Here is a 20,337-nt window from a genome sequence, read left to right as displayed (position 1 = left end):
TAAGACAATGATTAAAACACTATTTACCGGTGCTGCCCTGGCAGTACTCTCCGGGCTTTATACCCCGGCGGCGATGGCCGAATCGACGGTTTTTGAGTCTAAAGACGTATTAACCCCCGCCGAAGCGCTTGGCCGCTACCAGTGGCTGGAAAAATGTTATTCCGGTTTGTTGCTGGAAGTCGCGGACAATATTTTCGACCCGACCATGCCGGTTTCCAACGAGCAAAAACTCGCAGATTTAAAAAACGTCTTCCTCTATAAGGACGGCACGTTAAGGTCTGATGCCAAATACCTGACCTTCGGCGATGAAGATAGCGCCAACCCGAAACGCTGGTACGCCGGCACCAGTTTAAACGACAGCTGTAACCAGATCCCGTCGGATTACTCCGTCAGCGCTTTACTGGTCACGCCGTCCATCAACCAGTACTGCACTACCCAGGCCAGAACCAAGGACTATGAGTTTATAAAAGAAGTCAGCTTTTCCGACTTAACCAACAGTTCAGGGGCTGATTTTTACAGTAACTTTGTCGGTCAGGCAGCGCGCATCTACAAAGACCGCGATTACCAGCTGACCCTGACCCCGGGCTTTACCGGCGCAGATACCTACCCTGAAACCTGGCATGTATTTATCGACTGGAACCAGGACGGCGACTTCCTTGATGCCAGCGAAACCTATAACGCCGGGGTATCCAATCAGGCGAAGACCCTTAATGTGACACCGCCTGCGGGTACGGTTTCCGGTCTGACCAAGATGCGGGTGACCATGGATTATTTGGGCGGAAACTCTGACGCATGTAAAGAGATAGATTCCGGTGAAGTTGAAGATTATCTGATCTACATAAAATAAGCAGGTGCAACCATGAAATCAAATTTATTACCCATAAGTGCATTAATGGCCGCCGGCATTTGCTTTTCCGGACAGGCAGCAGAAAAATCAGATCTGAAAGTGATGGCCAAGGCGCAAACCGTTGCCGCCAGCGCCGCCTTTCAAAGTGAAATTACCGGTTTGATGAATGACCATGTTATTCTCGGCACCGCCTATAACAGCGACAAGATGGAGATTTTAAATGTCCAGCCGGTTGCAGGTACCGTGGTGGAAACCTTAGGTAATACCCAGGTACAGTTTGAGCTGATCAACAACGCCTCCTATGACGAAGTATTGCGCCAGCTCAACGGTAATGTTGATGTCGGCGTTTCCTTCCCTGTGGTACGGGTCAACGCCGGCGGACATATCGCCAAGGAAATGTCATCCACAGAGTTTTCCAATACCTATACTTTCCAGGCGGCATTAACGCCGAAAAAGCGGGTGTTAAAACCTGTCGATGAAAATGTCGGTTTTACCCTGACTCCGGTGGGCAATACTTTAGCCAACCAGTACCAGGGACAGCTGATGAACCTTGCCGGTGATTCCTTTATCACCGAAATCGAATACGGCGCCCAGCTGCTGGTAAACATGAAAATCGAATACCTGAGCGAGCAGCATAAAAGCGATATCGGCGGCTACCTCGGGGTCAGTTACGGCGCCGGCAATATCGGCATCAGTGTTGACGGCAAGCTTAACTATATCGACGAAGACCTGAAAAAAAGCGTGCGTATCACAGTGCGGGCATTGCAAAAAGGCGGCGATCCCAAGCAGCTCTTGAGCGTGATCCCCAACAACATCATTTCCTGTTCACTGGATAACTATGAGCCCTGCTTTACCATGTTCGAGCAGGCGGTTAATTATGCCAAGGACGATTTTGGCAACCAGTTCAATGCCCTGTCCGACTACAATGTCGTGCGTTATAAAGCAGTGCCTTACGGGGTAAGCTCGATTGACGTGCGCAAGCTCGACTCGGAAGATCAGGAAATCCGCTTTGAAACCACCTACCGCACCATCTGGCTTGAAGATCAATTCAAAAAGTCTGTCAGCAACGAACACAGGGCCCGCTCGGTACTGGCCAAGTACTCCAGCTGGATGACGGACGAGCAAAAAGCCAAGGCGGAAGCGGTAAAACAGGCAGCCTATGATAACGCCTGGGTCTATAACGAATATGCCCTGATGTGCCGGGACAACCCCTACGGTACCGCCTGTGCCGACAACTGGGATACCTACCTGGCCACCTGCGGCGCCAGCGGCGTCTCCTGTATTCAGGACTACAGTTTAAGCGACCTTAATGTCGAAGCCGGCAACCTCACCAAGTACTTCCAGTGTGAAGGCGCCCGGGAAGCCACCGCCAATTTCGGCGTCGAAGACAATACCGTGTCTTTAGGTTACCGCAACCTTGGCTGGGCCCCGGCCTTTGTTGATGCCGAAGATCCGGTTACCGGCGTGATGGCCTGGCTGCCTTGCGGCCAGGTACTGTCAAGCTACGGCACCGCTTTTACCGAGTAAAAGTTAACTTGTTGAAGTTAATGCAATATTTTTAGGGCGCCTGGCGCCCTTTTTTATTTCTAGCGCAAAATCCTGCTTTTGGCTTTAAAAGCGCAGCGCAGAAAAATGCTTAAAAAGGACAGATAAAATGAAAAAATCACTAATTTTCATCTTCTTACTATTTTCATTTCACAACTATGCCAATACCTACTACTCCCTGGGCACGGACAAGGAAGTGCTCGGCGCAGGCTTTGAAGAGTCACTGACCATACCCTTGGACAGCTGCCTCGACGGCGACTGGGTTTACCAGGGGGGCACCCAGGGCCAGCTCAGCTATCAGGGGGGTTATCAGTCGGACACTATGATCAATACCATCGCCGGCAGCGTCAAAGGCGGCATCAATCTGGTGATTTTCGGCGGTTCAGCGAAGTTTTCCATGCGCCGTAAAGTCACCAAAAACAGCACCAGCGCCGCCTCGGTTATCGAATTAAACTACAACAAAGGCAGTTATAACTTTGAAAACCGCCGCACCAAAGCCGACATCACTAACCAGTTGGCAAGCGATCCGGTGGCAGTCAGAAACAAATGCGGCGACAGCTTTATCCATAATGTCCAGCTTGGCTCCAATTTATATGTCACCGCCAAAATACACTTTAACAGCCGCAGCGAGTACGAATGGTACCAAACGAAAATCAAGGTCAAATTCCTGTTTTTCAGTAAAACCTTCACCAAAACCAAAGAGTTTTTTGAGGCAACAAAAAATGCCGTCTACAGCATACAGGTCAACACCGACGGCGGCATGACCCCAAAACTGGCACAACTGACCCAGGGAGGCACCACCAAATATTGTAAAACAGACAATATGGACGCCTGTATCGACTACGCCGAGAGTATTTTCAACTACCTGCTCGACGGCGGCGACTATGCCAACGACCTCACCGATGATTATTTAAACCCCATCAAGTTTGATACCGCCAGTTATGAAAAATCCGGCCATTACGATCTCGCCTATGCCGGCGTGCCCACTTTCAGCCAGCGCTACCGGGAGTTGTCAGAACGGCTAAGGGTGTACCAGGACTTTGTCGATGATGAAATCGAAAACATTAATGCCTTTTTGGCGGTGGCGGAAACAGATGCACAAAAAGACCCGTTGATCGCCCGGTTGGCGGAGCGGCAGCAGCAAAAGACCAGCTTAAGCGACGCCGGGGATTACTGCTATACCCTGCCCGGTACGACTTTGTGCGAGCAACGCATCGAAGCAGCAATTGCCACGGTAAATTAGCCTTACCGGTATCACTGCTGCGCCAGTTTTAAGCGCAGCAGCTTAACGTCTTATGGCTAAAAAAGCCTGGGGGTTACTCCTGGGTTGACTGGCTATTCTTAAGCACGGCACCAGTTTGTTTAGGTATGATGTGAATTTCTCCCTGATTTACCTCAATACTGACCTTTTGCCCGACAGCAAAACCCGCCCGCCGCAGCCACTTGCCCCTGAGCACCATGCAGGGTTCAAGCTTGACGGGTACATAGTTAATGCCTATGCCACGGGTTTTCGAAGCAGTGTTGCAAACCGTTTCCTGTACGGTAAGTTGCCGATAAATGGGATATTTTACTTTTGCCGAGACTGGCTCTGGCGTATGATGATATTCAGCCATTGCGGACTCCTTGTAAGTTCGTTGTGGTTAGCGACCTCTGGGTGTGACTGCACTCAGGGGTTGCGACTTAGTTACGGCTTTATTGCTGCGCGCTAACAGCAGTAGTGACGGCTGTTGCGGCGACACCTATTCAATCAAAGACAGTGGAATGCGAGCTCCTTTTTTGGGGTGGGTTGTACTATTAATAAAAGACTATTTCACTGGTTAAATCAACAGCAAACCGTCATTATATCAAGATAAATTTCAGGAGTTATCTCGTCACTAAAACCCCTTAAATATCAGTGCATAACTGTTATTAAACTCACAGATTTCATAATACGAAAACATAATATTTTCAGCGCTCATACCGTTAAACTTTCAAATTGCTAAGCACTTTCCCGGAAAAAGATACAGACCCACTAAATTGCGTTGATAACGGGCATTGGCAATAAAACGACTTGATCCCGACAGGCTTAGTTTTCACTTGTTTTCCTTGACTGTACCCCTTACTATCGCCGCGGTATTTGCGTAAATTTAATATTAACGGAGTAAAAATGAGCAAAGCTTGTATTTTAGTGGTAGACGACAGGCCCGATATCCGGTTAAGCGCCAGTTTCGTACTCGAAGACAATGGTTATCAGGTGCAGGAAGCCGAAAGCCCTTATCAAGCGAAAGAAATCATTCAAAACTCCAAAGTGGATTTGATCCTGCTGGATATGAACTACTCCCTCGATACGACTTCCGGGGATGAAGGCCTGGAGTTCTTGTCCTGGCTGGCCAAGGCAGCGGGCAATATTCCGGCGGTGGCCATGACCGCCTGGTCCAATGTTGAACTGGCGGTAAAAGCGATGCAGCTCGGCGCCGGTGATTTCCTTGAAAAACCATGGAAAAATCAGCGCTTGCTGCAAGTTATCGAACACCAGCTGACCCTGACCGGGCTCAAGGTACAAAACCAGAAATTACAGCAAAGGCTGGAACCGGAAAAAAGCGACGACTATACCTGGCGCTCCCCGTGCATGCAGGAACTGATGCGCCAGATAGAAAGCGTTGCCCAAACCGACGTCACTATTTTACTCACCGGCGATAACGGCACCGGCAAGAGCCAGCTGGCCAAATATATCCACCAGCTGTCCAATGTGCAGTCGGGCCCTTTTATCAGCGTCAACATGGGAGCGATTTCCGAAAACCTGTTTGAAAGTGAGATGTTCGGGCATACCAAAGGCGCCTTTACCGACGCCAAGTCAAACCGTATCGGCCGCTTTGAGCTGGCCAAAGACGGTACTTTGTTTCTTGATGAAATCGCCAATATTCCCCTTTCCCAGCAGGCGAAGTTACTGCGGGTACTGGAATCAGGCGAATATGAAGTCTTAGGATCGAGCCAGACCCAGCAAACCAATATCCGCCTGGTGAGCGCTTCCAACGGCGATTTTAGTAAACTTATCGCCAACGACGAATTCCGGGAAGATTTGTTTTACCGTCTCAATACCCTGGAGTTTCGCGTGCCGTCGCTGCGCGAGCGTGAGCAGGACATTATTCCGCTGGCACAGCATTTTGTTAAAACCGCGGCGGGTAAATACCAAAAACCTGCTATTAATATCAGTACAGATGCCCAGCAGGCATTGCTAGAATATCACTGGCCCGGCAATATCCGGGAATTAAGTCATTTAATGGAGCGGGCGGTATTATTAACCCGGCACGACGAACTCCAACTCAGCGATCTGCATTTAAATACGCAAACCGCCGCCGGAGCCTTGCCGATGATGACCTTAGAGCAGGCTGAGCGAAAACTGATCAAACAGGCACTGGCAGCGAGCGACAACCATATCGCCAAGGCAGCGGCCTTGTTGGGATTAACCAAGTCGTCCATGTACCGCCGCCTGGAGAAATATCCCGACCTGCAAAGCTAAGGGTAAGGCGCGCCGCGCCAATAACAAAAAAAGAGCACAAAGAGTCAGTAAAAGAATGTTCAAAAGCAAAACCCTGGAAGCCTATATCTTGCGCAGACTCAGCATTTTTGCCGGTCTGTTTATCCTGCTGTTGTACCTGTTACTGGCTCAGTTCGACTGGTCTACCTGGCATCTTAGCCTTACCACAGGGTTAGCGGCTTTTGGCCTGATACTGGCGATTTTACATTTTCGCAAGCGTTTAATGGCCACCTTTGACCGGGCGCTGCTGCATATCGAAGCGGTGCGTATGGAAGACTATAACCAGTACGCCAAGTGCGATTTTCCTGCCGGCAACGTCGGCGCCTTTCACCGGGAATTAACGGCATTAAGCGAATACCTGTCGACGAAAAAACTACGTTACGACCAACATGCTTTTTTGATTTATCAGCTTATCGACCAGCTCGACACCCCTATCCTGGTGTTTAATGAAAGAAACAAGCTCACCTATGCCAACGGCGCCTTTACCCTGCTCTATGATCAGCCCTGGCAGATGTACCGCCTGGCATCCGCCAAGATGTTGGGACTGAGCAAAAGCGACCAGGGCTGGCAGCTTGAAGGGGAAAACCAGCAGTGGCAAATCAGCCACAGTGAATTTATCGATGCCGGTGAAGCCCACCAGTTACTGGTCTTTACCAACATCACCTCGGCGCTTAGGGCCAGCCAGTTAACGGCGTGGCAGCAAATTATCCGGGTTATGGGGCATGAAATCCGCAATTCGTTAACCCCGGTATCTTCGCTGGCAGAAAGCCTGGCGGGGCGGACCACATCCGAGCGGGATCAAAAAGCCCTGGCCCTGATCTCGGAGCGTTGTCATCACTTACAGGACTTTATCAGCCGTTATTCCTCCCTGTCACAGAAAATGAACCTGGATATCAGGCAAATCAGCGTTGTCGAGTTAACCGAACGCCTCAGCGGTTTGTATGCCGATAGCGGACTGGAATTTGACAGCAAGCTGCAATGGCTGGCGGCAGATCAGGCCTTTTTGGAGCAGGTATTAATTAACCTGATCAAAAATTCCATTGAAGCCGGCAGCGACAGCATCAGGTTAAGTTTTAAAGCCATCAACGACAAAAATCAGATCCGGCTTATCGATAACGGCCACGGTTTTGCCAACCTGGATAACCTGTTTGTGCCTTTATTTACCACCAAGCAAAATGGCCAGGGAATTGGCTTAACCTTCTGCCGCAACATTATCGAGCAGCATCAGGGCAGTATTAAACTGGAAAACAACAGCGACCGGGGGGTCAAGGTGACTATCGAGCTGCCTCAAACACAAAGCGCTCACTAAACCCCGTTATCCAGATAGCGCTTTATTGAATGTAATACCTGCTGTAACTCTCCTTTGAGGCTTTCAGGCAGAGGCCCGCTGACGCCCCCTGTAAGCGCCAGGTCTTTTTCTATGCCGGCGGCAACTTTAGCAAGGGCTAAAGCACCGATATTGGCGGATATGCCGCTGAGATTATGGGCTAAATGTTTGGCCTGCTCACAGTCTCCCTGCGCCAGCGCCTGTTTGATATCATCATCAATAGCGGAAAATTTATCTGCAAATCCGGCAATCAGTTTTTTAAATAACGCTTCTTTGCCGTTACAGGTTCTCAGTGCCGCCTTGACATTCAGGCCTGGAAAGTCAACTGTCCGGGAGCTATTTTCTGCCAGCGCTTGTTCGCCGTTGCTTCCGGGCATTCCCCCTGTTTCCGCTGCATCCTGCTGCTCCAAAGATATCTTACTTTGCCTGTCTCCTGCATCTTTGGGAAAAAAGTCATCATGCTCAACGTCATGAATTTCTGTCTTTGGGGGACAACAACGCGTTAAAGCCGCAAATAATTTTTTCGGAATAACCGGTTTGGTTAAATACTCATTCATGCCTATGGCCAGGCCCTGCTCCATGTCATTTTTAATAGCGCTGGCGGTGAGGGCGATAATAGGAATATGCCGCCATTTTGGCGCTGCCCGGATAAGCCGGGTGGCTTCGATGCCATCCATTACCGGCATCTGGATATCCATGAGGATCACATCTATTTCCTGGTGCTCAAGCAAATCAAGCACCTGCTGGCCATTTTCAACCATATGCAGCTCACAACCGCTGTCCGCCAATAAATCGCTGATAATCTCCTGATTCAACTCATTATCTTCCGCCAGTAAAATACGTTGTTTACCCACTTGTTGGTATAGGTTGGCCGACAAGATAAACTGCTGATGATGTTCATGACCCTGTCCTCCCCTGGCTTTATCCGCCCCGGATAACACATCACAAAAATTGGTAAAATAGACAGGTTTTTGCAGATGCCGCAGCGGATATTTCGCCAGCTCAGGCGGCAGCCCTTCCTGATCGGAAACAAAGATAACCATTATGCTTTTTTGGTGTAACTGCACCCAGCGGTTAAAAAATGCGGCAATTTCAGTTTGCGGGCATGACTCATCTATCATGATCACATCCACCTCGGCCATCATATCAAGATCAAAGTCCAGCGATGAACGGCCGGTTACGCAGACGGCAAAGGCGGCTAAGGTATGCTCAATCGCACTCAGGGCAATATCATCCTGAGCCGACACTAATACCTGCTTATTAGTGGCCGGGGTTGATTGTTGAAGTACCGGCCTGGAGGCCAGCCCTACCGGTAAAATGGCACTGGCCCGTGTGCCCCTGCCCTGCTCGCTTAACAATTCAAACCGCCCCCCCATCAGTTCGGTTAGTTGCTTACAGATCACTAAACCCAAACCTGTGCCGCCAAAAACCCGGGTGGTGGAAGTATCTGCCTGGCTAAAGGGTTCAAACATCTTATCCGCCACCTCCTGAGCCATGCCTATGCCCGAGTCCCGGACCATAAACTTAATCACCACCTGCTTTTCCTGCCATTGAAGCACCCGGATAGACAACACGATGCGACCGCTTTTAGTAAACTTGATGGCATTGCTGAGCAGGTTAAACAGCACCTGGTTAATACGCACCAAATCACCGCTAAGCAAAATGGGGGTGCCCGGCTGGACATCAAAAATCAACTGCAACTTTTTTCTTTTATTTTTCGGCACTTCAATCACCGCCAGGTGCGCCAGCATTTCATCAAGGGAAAAGTCTGCTTGTTCTATATGTAATTTACCCGCTTCCACCTTGGAAAAGTCCAGGATGTCATTGATGATCTGCAATAAAGACTTGGCCGACTTATTGACCTTCTCAACATAATTGCGCTGCCTGGCGCCGAGGTCACTTTGCAGGCATAAATAGGACAAATTGATAATGGCATTCATGGGAGTGCGGATTTCATGGCTCATATTGGCCAAAAAGGCACTTTTCGATTCACTGGCGGCAGCCGCAACCTTTAATGCCTCTTCCAGTTGTAACTTGGCTTTTTGGGTATTGTCCCGCTGTTTCTTTAGTTTGGCCCCGACATAAGAAATAAAAGCGCAGGTGGGAATAAAGGCACATAAAAAAATCAGCTCCGATATGACTTCCTGCGCATTTTTATAAAAAAAACCGGAAACCGCTAAAGAGATTACATAAAAAACAAAAATTAACACACTCAACATCACCGACTGCTTCAGGGTGCCAAAGGAAAAAGTAAAGGCAAACGCCATGATCCACAGCACTAAAATCGTGGTTTTTATTTCCGGATAAAAGACCAGGACAAAAAACAACAGTACACCGCTGTTGGCAATTTGCACCATTAATATTTTCTGTGAAAATCGCCGGGTTATCGTTTCCCTGGTGGCTATGGTTAAAATTACCCAGGTATAAAAAAAAATGGCATAAAGGGTCAGGGCATTAATCAGGTGTATCGACTGTGCCACCAAACCAAAAAAGGTACTCAAATAAATTAAAATGCCGCCGATCAGGTTTGCGAAAAATCCGGTCCAGGCATAATAAATTAAACGTTTTCTGGCCCGTTTAATTTTAGGGTTCTGGCTTAGCTTAGCTAACATCTGGTTCAGACCATGGTCATAATTAATATACGCCAATACTGTTGCAGCACATTTATCGGCAGGTAGAAACAATAAAGGCAAATACCCGCCCTGTTAAATTGTAGGCTAAGCTTGCATCCCCGGCTATCATACTTACCCGGCAACATTTGGCTGGGCCGGTGCAAGTACAAGGCCCTTGGCTCATCAGAAAAACTAACCGGAATGAACTCCCGCCCCGGTTATTATGGGCTATTCTTTAGCAATGAGACCATGGCAAGTATCCTTGCCCTGATAACGGCTTGATTGATGGAACAGCTTAAGAGAACCCTTTATCGAGGTGGCCCCCGTCAATGAAACTAAAGACAATATTATCTTCCTATCTGATAATATTAATCGCAGTCTTGACCTCTGCCTTACTTGCCTATCGATACTTCGTTGAAATACCGCGCTTTCATCATGCCACATCCCTGCTACATCAGCGGGAGCTGGAAACCTTACGCCAGGCGATACAAAGAGAGATATCACATTTTAATCTGCTCAATTTTGATTATGCCGTCTGGGACAGCAATTATCAGTTTATGCGCTCCCCCAATGCCGCTTTTTTAGAGGAAAATTACGAAGATATTTCCTTTGCCACGCTAAGATATGACGGTATTTTCTATCTCGATAACCAGTTCAACATTATCTATGAAAAAACCCTGGATCATATCAGCGGCCAGCCCTTTAAATTAGATATTTTTAATTTACAAAAATGGCCGCAGAACAAATATATTTATCCGAAAAAGCAATACCACGGAGTTCCCCATCTCAGCGGCCTGTTAGCCAGCAAGCACGGCCCTATCGCCTTTTCATCTACCCAGTTACGCAATTCAGATCTGAGCGGTGAAAACATAGGCATTATGCTTATCGTCCATAAATTGCGTAAACAACATTTTGATAATATTGCTAAATTTATAAACCTACAGGTTGAAGCCGAGATACTGCCCTATGATTATCCCGCCACCGCCATTATCGACTTAGCACAAGACATTAGCGAAGACAGCCACAGTCACCGCCACCAGCGCATCTTAACCGACGACCACAAGCGCCCGGTGGTCCTGCTCACCATCACCCATGACAGCAGCACCGAAATGCCCCTGATTGACCGGCAGTTTTTCTTCGTCTTAATATTATTGGTGATTTTTGCCTTATCCGGCTTTGTGATCATCAGGCACTATTTTGTCCGCCACCTGGAAAATACCATCGCCTATATGAAAAAAATGGTCCTGAGCAATGAGTTGTCCCCGATAAAAAACCATTTCAATATTGACGAGTTTGATACCGCCACCGAGCAGTTTAACCGCCTGGTTGAACTGGCCAAGAACCAGCAGCAACTGCTGATAGAATTATCCCAGGCGGACTCGCTGACCGGCATCGCCAACAGAAGAGCCTTTGAAGAGCATATTCAAAAACAATGGCAACAAATGCAACGTACCCGCTCGCCGCTGGCGCTGATCATGTGTGATGTTGACCACTTTAAACAATATAACGATCTTTCAGGACATCAGGAGGGAGATCTGGCCTTAAGACAAATCGCCCTGGTCATTGATACCTGTATCCATCGCAACCATGACCTGGTTGCCCGCTATGGCGGTGAGGAATTTATTATCGTGCTCAGTAATACCAACAGAGCGGGTGCCGAACATGTCTGCAAAAAAATACTGGCCGCAGTAAAAAAACTGGCCATTCCCCACCCGATGGCAGCAGGGAAAATCGTCAGCGTCAGTATCGGGGCGGCTATATGGGAAGACTTCAGTCAGCGGCCTCCCTGGCACCTGGATTATCATTACTTGCTCAAACAGGCCGATCAAGCCTTATATAGCGCAAAATCAGCAGGCAGAGACAGGGTGATTTTTTGCCGTCCGCTGACGGTAACCTCGGCAGCCCTTAACCAAAGCAGGGATAACAATAAACAAAAAATAACATAAAGGAGCTCATCCGGGCGATGCGAATCAGGAGATAATCATCCGCCCATAATCACCCGGATTTAGAGGGCTTATTTTTTATGTGCCAGTAACACCATGATGTTGGCAAAGATAATCAATCCGGCGCCGGTCAGCTTTTGCCAGCTAAGAGCATCTTGAGTAAATACCGCGCTTAAACCGATCGCCACCGGCAAATAAAAATAATAAATAATCGCGGTTAAATTACCCGGCAGCTCGGCGGAAGCTTTGATCCATAAGGTATGGGCGGCCAAAGTACAGACAAGCCCCAATACCAGCAAGATACTCCAGTCATCCATTTCCAACTGAAAATTACCTTGGGGAATAAAAAAACTAAAACATAACAGGGCAAAGCCAAACTGTCCCAGGGCTTTTTGCTGGGTAGATAAACGGTAAGATTTTCGGTTGATCACCGCCAGCAGGGCATAAAGCAGGCCACTGAAAATACTGGCGATAAAACCTGACCCCATATCGCTATGGCCACTAATACCACGGGTTGCCAACAGCACACCGCTAAAGGCAATAACAATGGCAAGAAAATCTAATTTGTTGATCTTCTCTTTAAATATCAGGGCATTTAAAAATAATAATTGAATACCAAAAGTGGAAACCCCTATGGCTGCAAGGCTTGGACTGGCAGTTTTGATGGCATAAAAATAACTGTACCAGTGCAGGGCAAAAACCAAACCCAGTAGCACCAGCCACAAAAGATCCCCCCGGCTTAACCGCTTCAAGCTGCCGGCGCTTTTATTAAGCAGCATCAACAAAAAAATACCACTACCGGCAATAAACAGGCGCATAATACCTATCACCACCTCATTGGCCGCCGTCAATTTAACCAATACCGGCACCATGCCCATCAGAGAGACGGCAATAAATGCCAGCAGCACCAGCTTACCTGTTGTCGATGACTTCATATCAACTTCATTTCACCTAAGCAGAAAACAAAATGGCCGCTATTAATAACATTATTTTCAAGTGAGTTACTATCACTTATTCGTTTAAACAAGCATTAACCGGGCATATATTTGTGCCGCCGCATTTTCTGCAGCAAAGGCGTGTGCCTTTCCCCCGATTTTTTCCTTTTCCGCATTCATTTTCGATACCGGACCCAGAACGGTCCGATATCGGACCAAATGCCTGACACAAAACACCAGAAAACATATAAACAACTGATATAAAACAACAATTAATTTTGGCACGGAACTAGCTACCCTATGATTATCAAAAACAGGATAAGCATACGTTTCTATGGACACTATAAAAATAAAGAAAAAGACAACTCCTTTTTATAAAAACAAATACATCTTGGCTGCCGGCCTTTTTGGACTACTGGTGCTGTTGGCTGTTTGGGCCAAGCAATCAAGAAGTTCGGTCTCGGTATTGCGCAACGACATTCTGGTTGAACAGGTTCAACAAGGGGATCTGGAAGTACTTATCGAAGGATATGGTAATTTAACCTCGGATAAGCAGCAATTGATCACCACATTAACCCGGGCGACGGTAAAAGAAATCGTATTAAAACCCGGCGCACGTGTTTCAGCCGACAGCGTCATCGTACGCCTGGAAAACCCGGAATTGATTCAAGAAGTCGAAAATGCCGAACAGGAGCTGAACCAAATCCAGGCAAACCTGAGACAGCTCAAACTGACCAATCAGCGTGAACGCCTGAATGAAGCGGCCTCGCTGGCAGAGATCACCGCCCTTTATGAAGCCGCAACCTTAAAGCGTCAGGCAGAAGAAAAACTGGTAAAACAAGGCATAGTTTCACAACTGACCTTCCAGGAATCACAACTTAACGAGCAGCAGTTAAAAAAACGTATGGCCATTGCCACCGAGCGCAACGAACAATTACGCCTGGTACACCAGGAAGCCATTAACATCGAGCAGGAGCGGGTCAAGCAACAGCAGGGACAACTTAACATCGCCCGCGACCGCCTGGCACGCCTTGAAGTTAAAGCAGGTTTTGACGGGGTATTACAACGTTTATCGGTAGAGCTGGGACAAAGCCTGGATGCAGGCCAGGAAATCGCCCTGATAGGTTCAGTGACAGACTTAATTGCCTTAATCCGGGTGCCGCAAAGCCAGGCACAGCAAATTGTTGTCGGCCAGAGCGCCATCATAGATACCCGCAGGGACAAGATCAACGGCACAGTCGCCCGCATAGACCCGATAGTGGAAAACAATACCGTAAATATCGAAATTGCCCTGCCGGCAGACTTGCCTGCCAGTGCCCGCCCGCAACTGAAAGTTGACGGCGTGATCGTTGCCGATACCTTAAAGAACGCCACCTATATAAAAAGGCCGGCCAATGTTAAAGCCAACAATATCGGCAAGTTATACCGCTTAGACCAGCAGCAGGAAAACGCCCAGTTACAGGCGGTAACCTTTGGCCACCAGGCTGGGCGTTTTATTCAGATCCTTTCAGGTGCCAAAGCCGGTGAACAGTTTATCGTCTCGGATTTATCCAACTTGTCCAAGAGCACCGATGCCCTAAGCATTAAATCTTAACCCATAACTTGACATACCCTAACAAGATAACGCCGGCATTTTTTGCCGGCATAATAACAAGCAGAATGAGCAGAGGAAGACATTTGCGATGACCAGTACTTTAGAAAACAATAAAGAGATAAAAATACAAATGCGCGGCATAGCCAAAGTTTTTGAAACCGATGAGCTTGAAACCCATGCCCTGAAAAACATCGACCTGACCATTTACGCCGGTGATTATGTTTCTATTTCCGGCCCTTCCGGTTGCGGTAAGTCAACCCTGCTCTCCATTCTGGGTTTGCTGGACATGCCAAGCGGCGGCGAATATACCATAGAAGGCGTAAATGTCACCGAGCTGTCTTTAGATCAGGCGGCAGAGATCCGAAATGCCAAAATAGGCTTTATTTTCCAGTCGTTTAACCTAATAGATGAATTATCAGTTTTTGATAATGTCGCCCTGCCGCTACGATACAGCAGCGAAAAAATGTCTGAACAGGCCATCACCGAGCGGGTGAATGAATGCCTGCAAGCCGTGGACATGACCCACAGAACCGGCCATAAACCCAACCAGCTATCCGGGGGGCAACAACAGCGTATCGCCATCGCCAGGGCATTGGTGGCCAAACCGGCAATTTTACTGGTGGATGAGCCTACCGGTAACCTTGATTCCAAAAGCGGCGACCAGGTCATGGATACCCTGGAGCAGTTAAATAAAAACGGCACCACCATCTGCATGGTGACCCATGATCCCCGTTACGCCAATATGGCCGACATTCAACTGAAGTTACTCGACGGCAGTATTTTAACCACGCCTGTACCGGGAGCGAGCATCAAAGAGGCGGTATGAGGGAACTCTTCTACGCCAATATGATGGCATCCATTGATACTCAACTGAAATCACCCGACATCTGTATGTTAATCACGGCCAGTGCCTGCGCCTGATAACAAGGAGGCTGTATGAGTTTATTGTATTATCGGCAAAAACAGGCCTGGGCCAGTTTGCGCAAAAAGCCCGGCTTTGTCGGCACGGTTATCACCACTATGGGCATCACCCTGGGGGCGCTGTTATGTATATTAACTTTGGCTTATGTACTGATAGCTAAACCTCTGCCCTACCCGGATCAGGAACGCTTATACCGGGTCGATTCAGAGTTTGTCGATGCCAATAAAGAAGGCGTCGGCAAGGCTTTTACCTACCCGAGTTTAATGCATTTATATCAAAAACAAACCATTTTTGATGAAAGCGCCCTGCTCTATTTTGGTGAAGATGTCCTCACCAGCTCCCCCGCACAACCGACCATGAAAACCGCCTTTATAACCCCTGAGTGGTTTAACCTGCTCGGGGTTGAAATGGCACTGGGTCGCACCTTTGAAGACAGCGAAGCCCTGAACACCAACAACCCGGTGGCGATATTGAGCTACCGCACCTGGCAAGAGGAATTTTCCGGCGATGCCGATATTTTATCGCAAAAAGTCAGCTTTTCAGGCACCAGCTTCAGCATTATCGGGGTCTTAAGCGAAGACTTTATCGAACCGCAAATCTTTACTACCGGCCTCAACAGCCAGGTATTTATGCCCTGGGATTTTAACGAAGCCCCGGAAAACCTGCGCAAATCCTGGAGTAATATCAACGATACTCAGTTGTTTATCGGTAAACTCAATGACAAACATAGCCTGAGCCAGGCAAAACAAATACTCACGCCGTTAATGAATGATGTCTGGCAGGAAAATGTCGCCGGTATGGATTTTTTCAAGGGCTGGAGCCTGACCAGTGAGATCACCAGCTTACAGTCGGTGATCCTGGGGGATAACCGGGATACCGTGTACATGTTACTGGCGGGGGTTATCGGCTTAGTACTTATCGCCTGTGCCAATATTGCCAATTTATTCATGTCCCGTACCGCCGAGCAACAAAGACAACTGGCGATTCATGCCGCCATAGGGGCAAGCAAAAAGCAGTTATTTAAGGGGTTATTTGCCGAGTCGGGTTTATTGATGGCGCTGTCGATTATCATCGCCCTGGTCATTGCCCTTGGCGGCTTTGAGATCATGCAACATTTCCTGGCACAACGTCTGCCAAGGGTTGACGAACTCAGCCTCAACGGCTTTACCTTGCTTTGCGCCCTTGCCATCACCTTGGTCCTGGCATTGTTCTTTGCCAAATTAAGCGCCAATATGATCAATTACCGGGCGTTAAATTCCACCCTGCAATCAAGCGGCAAAGGCAGCGGCATCCAGGTATCGCACAAAGTTCGCCAGTTACTGATTATCAGCCAGGTAGCGATAGTCACCGCCCTGGTTTTTGTCAATATCAGCTTGTTTAAAGATGCCGTTGATACCATAGACAAACCCATAGGGTTTGAAACCAACAATATCACCAGCTTAGTGCTGGCAGGGGCGACAAGCACACCGCCATCCAGGGAAGAACGTAAGGTGATCATGCAGGAGCTCAAGACAAAATTAGCACAACTGCCGCAGGTTGAAGCCATCAGCCAGTCAGCTTCCCCCCTTAGCGGTTTTGGCATTTGGGCCCAGGTAGTGGTCTCAACCAATGAACGCCTGGTGGTAGAGACCAAACCGGTTGATAACAACTACTTCGACCTTATTAACCAGCCCCTGGTCGAAGGCCGTATTTTTACCGACACAGAAATTAGCAATGAGGTTGATGTGATGCTGGTCAATGATGTCTATGCCAGACACCTGGCCGGAGATGAAAGCCCGCTGGGTATGCAAATCACGTTTGGCAGCCCCGACGATCCGGCATCCGTTATTATCGGGGTCGTAAAAGGCATGACCATACCCGGCAGGAGCGAAAGACCTATGCGCGCCTACCCCGCCGCGCACCTTCGCGGTACGCGCTTAATGCTGAAACTTAAACCGGGGCAGAGCATTTCACGCCAACAGGCAGCCGAAATTATCGCCGGGGTCACCAGCCAATATAGCCTGTTTGAACTTTCCTCCCTTGATGATCGCCGGGATAACTTGCTGTTCACCCAGTACACCACAGCAATCACCAGTGCCATATTGGCCCTGCTGACCTTTTTCCTGGCAGCCATCGGACTGTACGGCATTTTAAGTTATGGCACGCAAATGCGCCGCTTTGAAATAGGCACCCGCTTAGCCATAGGTGCCAAACGCAAAGCCCTGATTTTCATGATAATCAAAGATAACTCCCTGGCATTAGTCACCGGCATTATCACCGGCATGATTTTATTGCTGGCGTTGTATCTTGGTTTTCCCGAGGAACTGGAGACTTACCTTCAAGTACAGTTAATCCCGGTTTTTGCCCTGACCTTAAGCTTAATCGCCATCATTAGCTGGTTTGCCTGCTACTGGCCACTGCGTCAGCTTATCAACCGTCCGGCAATACACTCCCTCAGGGGCAGTGAATAATCCCGGAAAATAGCAGCACCCGGAACTCCCGGGTGCTGCTGCCGGATTTATTTATTATCAAAAATAGTAAGAAACAAAGAAAACAAGTTTTCCAGGGGAAAAATCATTGAATAACTTCCGTCCGGCAAGCCTGCTACTGATACACCAATTTCCCTACCTGGTAAAACAGGCCTGGGGCAGTTTACAAAGCAAGCCCGCCTTTGTCTCGGGTGTGGTCACTACCTTAGGGCTCACCTTAGGCGCGCTGTTAACGGTATTAACCCTGGCTTATGTCATGCTCCTCAAACCCCTGCCCTACCCACAGCAGGAACAGCTCTATACCCTGGAACATCAACTGATCGATAAAGACGGTCAGATTGACGGCCGGGCCTTTACCTACCCCAACCTGATGCATTTTTACCGCGCGCAGCAAACCTTTAGCCAGGCAGCGCTTATTTATTATGATGCCGATGTGCTGATCTCCAGCCCAAAGCACCCGACCCTGTCACAAGCCTATGTCACCCCCGAGTGGTTCAACTTGCTGGATGCCGAAATGGCGCTTGGCCGGGGCTTTGAACAAACGGAAGCCGTGAATCAATATCACCCGGTAGCCGTGCTGAGCTATGATACCTGGCAAAAGGAATTTTCCCTGTCGCCGGATATTCTCGATAAAAAAGTAACTTTTTCCGGCACCAGCTACCGCATTGTCGGCGTATTAAGCAAAGGTTTTCAGGAACCGGAATTGCTCGATACCGGCATGAAAAGCCAGGTTTTGCTTCCCTGGGATTTTAATTCCATCAGTGAAGCCGAGCGAAAAAAATGGGGCAATGACGACGGCCTGCTAAACGTGCTGGCGAAATTACCCGCAGGTAAAAATCCCGGCCAGGTCAGTCAGGCCCTGACCGGCCTGATCAACAGCAACTGGCAGGAAAATGTCGCCGGATTTGCCTTTTTTAACGGCTGGGGCATCAAGATCAAGCTGCATTCACTAAAATCTGTGATCCTGGGCGGCAGCGAGCAAAGCATCTATTTATTGCTGGCGGGGCTTATCGCCCTGGTCCTTATCGCCACCACTAACATCACCAATTTGTTTATTTCCCGCACCGCCGAGCAGCAGCATAACCTGGCCATTCACGCTGCCATCGGCGCTTCAAAAAGCCAGATATTTGCCGTTTTACTGATACAAACCGGCTTATTAATGCTGATGGCCATGGTACTCGCCCTTGTGGCGGCAACATTCGGTTTCGCCCTCTTACAGCAAACACTTAATCACATTTTCCCCCGGGTAGATGAACTGGCAATCAATGCCTTCACCCTGGGTTCGGCCCTGCTGCTGAGTATCAGCCTGGCCTGGTTCTTTGCCCGGGTCAGTGCGCAAATGCTCAATTACCGGCAATTAAATACCCGTTTGCACACCAGCGGCAAAGGCACCGGCGTACAGGTGCCCGGGAAAATACGCAACGCCTTGATTATTATACAGATCACTATAGTGACCAGCTTAGTGCTGGCATGCCTGGTATTATTTAAGAAATCTCTGGATACCATTAACCGGGACGGCGGCTTTGACACCGACAATATCACCTTTATGGTACTGGCACTTCCCGCCAGCGATAAAGCAGCAGAGCGGGCAAACCAACTACAGACAGTACGCCGCCAGCTCCTGGCCTTACCCCAGGTAGAGGCCGTCAGTCAGGCCCTTGCCCCCATGGCGTTTACCACCCGGGCATTAACCGCCGACATCAGCAATGAACGTTATTCCGTCAAGGCAAAAGACATAGACCATGAATACTTTAGCCTGATCAATCAGCCGTTAATCGAAGGCAATGATTTCAGCGCCGCCGACATTAAAGACGACAATGACGTCATCATAGTCAATGATGTTTTCGCCAGGCAATTAGCCCCCGATAGCAGTGCCCTGGGATTAACCTTAAACGGCAACGCCATCATAGGGGTCGTCAAGGGCATCAAACTGCCGGGGAAAAACAAAATCCCGCCGCGCTTTTATTTTCCTGCATCACAAGAAAGAAATATGATGCTGATAAAGCATCTGCCGGGCCAGGCGCTAACACGCGAACAACTGGTTTCGCTACTCGGCCAGGTCAATGGCCGATTTAAACTCTTTAGCCTGAGCACCTTAAATGAACGGCGCCAGTCCCGGCTCTTTAGCCAATACACCACGGCCGTCACCTCGGGGGCATTATCCCTGCTCACCTTGCTGTTAGCCGCTATAGGACTCTATGGCATTATCAGCTTCGGCACACAAATGCGCCGCCTGGAAATCGGCACCCGCTTAGCCGTAGGCGCTAAGCGTAAAGATATTATTTGGCTGATCTTCAAAGACAATGCTTTTTCGATCTTGTTGGGGATACTAACCGGTCTTATCAGCTTATTGCTCTTGGTGCTCACTTTTAGCGAGTTTCTAACCCCTTATATCGGCTGGCAGTTATTGCCGTTATTGATAGCAACTTTAGGGTTAATTGCCATCATTTCCTGCTGTGCCTGTTATTTCCCCTTGCGCCGCTATCTCAACCAGGCTGTGGCTCTGTCCTTAAAAACAAGTCAGTAAACCTTGTTCAAATAAAATAACCGGCCTTTTAGCAGCCCTTAAAGGCCGGGGATAAACGTAAACTCACAGTACAAGGATAAATCCGGGCATGACAAAGTAA

At 48.6% G+C, this 20,337-nt stretch carries 13 protein-coding genes; 10 read left to right on the top strand and 3 right to left on the bottom strand.

All coding sequences use genetic code 11. The features are described from left to right. The first annotated feature begins 7 nt into the window (after positions 1-7). The 3 genes from SG35_RS08725 (at position 8) to SG35_RS08715 (ending at position 3,635) form a co-directional block, all read left to right on the top strand. A complete protein-coding gene (locus SG35_RS08725; protein WP_044830855.1) occupies positions 8-847 on the top strand; it encodes a GEVED domain-containing protein in 840 nt (279 codons plus the stop codon). Between the two features lie 12 nt (positions 848-859). Continuing rightward, positions 860-2,374, top strand: coding sequence for a hypothetical protein (locus tag SG35_RS08720; RefSeq protein WP_044830854.1), 1,515 nt, complete (start codon positions 860-862; stop codon positions 2,372-2,374). 127 nt (positions 2,375-2,501) lie between these two features. Beyond that, positions 2,502-3,635: a hypothetical protein gene (locus SG35_RS08715; RefSeq protein ID WP_044830853.1), complete on the top strand. Its 1,134-nt coding sequence runs from the start codon at positions 2,502-2,504 to the stop codon at positions 3,633-3,635. Positions 3,636-3,708: 73 nt separating this feature from the next. Here the strand turns inward: SG35_RS08715 and SG35_RS08710 are convergent, their stop codons facing one another. Further along, a complete protein-coding gene (locus SG35_RS08710; protein ID WP_044830852.1) occupies positions 3,709-4,005 on the bottom strand; it encodes a SymE family type I addiction module toxin in 297 nt (98 codons plus the stop codon). A 533-nt stretch (positions 4,006-4,538) separates the two neighbouring features. Here SG35_RS08710 and SG35_RS08705 point away from each other — a divergent pair. Beyond that, the gene (locus SG35_RS08705) at positions 4,539-5,891 is read left to right on the top strand and encodes a sigma-54-dependent transcriptional regulator (protein WP_044830851.1); all 1,353 of its coding nucleotides are present in this window, start codon (positions 4,539-4,541) and stop codon (positions 5,889-5,891) included. Between the two features lie 55 nt (positions 5,892-5,946). Continuing rightward, entirely contained in the window at positions 5,947-7,218 is a 1,272-nt protein-coding gene (locus SG35_RS08700; protein ID WP_053042777.1) for a sensor histidine kinase, read from the top strand. On the opposite strand, the gene SG35_RS08695 is transcribed toward SG35_RS08700, so the two are convergent. Next, complete coding sequence (locus SG35_RS08695) at positions 7,215-9,848, bottom strand: response regulator (RefSeq protein WP_152646460.1); 2,634 nt, start codon at positions 9,846-9,848, stop codon at positions 7,215-7,217. The two genes, SG35_RS08700 and SG35_RS08695, sit on opposite strands and share 4 nt — an antisense overlap. Positions 9,849-10,177: 329 nt before the next feature. Between SG35_RS08695 and SG35_RS08690 the strand changes: the two genes are divergently transcribed. Continuing rightward, complete coding sequence (locus tag SG35_RS08690; RefSeq protein ID WP_044830849.1) at positions 10,178-11,794, top strand: sensor domain-containing diguanylate cyclase; 1,617 nt, start codon at positions 10,178-10,180, stop codon at positions 11,792-11,794. A gap of 68 nt (positions 11,795-11,862) precedes the next feature. On the opposite strand, the gene SG35_RS08685 is transcribed toward SG35_RS08690, so the two are convergent. Next, positions 11,863-12,726 carry a DMT family transporter gene (locus SG35_RS08685; RefSeq protein ID WP_044830848.1) on the bottom strand — a complete coding sequence of 288 codons (864 nt, stop codon included), beginning with the start codon at positions 12,724-12,726 and terminating at the stop codon, positions 11,863-11,865. Positions 12,727-13,060: 334 nt separating this feature from the next. On the opposite strand from SG35_RS08685, the gene SG35_RS08680 reads away from it, so the two are divergent. The 4 genes from SG35_RS08680 to SG35_RS08665 all read left to right on the top strand — a co-directional run bounded on the left by SG35_RS08680 (position 13,061) and on the right by SG35_RS08665 (position 20,237). Further along, on the top strand, positions 13,061-14,320 hold the full coding sequence (locus SG35_RS08680; RefSeq protein ID WP_044830847.1) for an efflux RND transporter periplasmic adaptor subunit: 1,260 nt from the start codon (positions 13,061-13,063) through the stop codon (positions 14,318-14,320). Positions 14,321-14,408: 88 nt separating this feature from the next. Continuing rightward, positions 14,409-15,146 carry an ABC transporter ATP-binding protein gene (locus SG35_RS08675; RefSeq protein ID WP_044830846.1) on the top strand — a complete coding sequence of 246 codons (738 nt, stop codon included), beginning with the start codon at positions 14,409-14,411 and terminating at the stop codon, positions 15,144-15,146. Positions 15,147-15,256: 110 nt separating this feature from the next. Then, positions 15,257-17,692: an ABC transporter permease gene (locus SG35_RS08670; protein WP_044830845.1), complete on the top strand. Its 2,436-nt coding sequence runs from the start codon at positions 15,257-15,259 to the stop codon at positions 17,690-17,692. A gap of 106 nt (positions 17,693-17,798) precedes the next feature. Next, positions 17,799-20,237 (top strand): ABC transporter permease, encoded by a 2,439-nt coding sequence (locus SG35_RS08665; protein WP_044830844.1) that lies wholly within the window; start codon positions 17,799-17,801, stop codon positions 20,235-20,237. Positions 20,238-20,337: the final 100 nt, after the last annotated feature.

The sequence above is a fragment of the Thalassomonas actiniarum genome (genome assembly GCF_000948975.2).
GTDB lineage: Bacteria > Pseudomonadota > Gammaproteobacteria > Enterobacterales > Alteromonadaceae > Thalassomonas > Thalassomonas actiniarum.
This window is presented reverse-complemented; position numbering and strand designations above follow the sequence as displayed.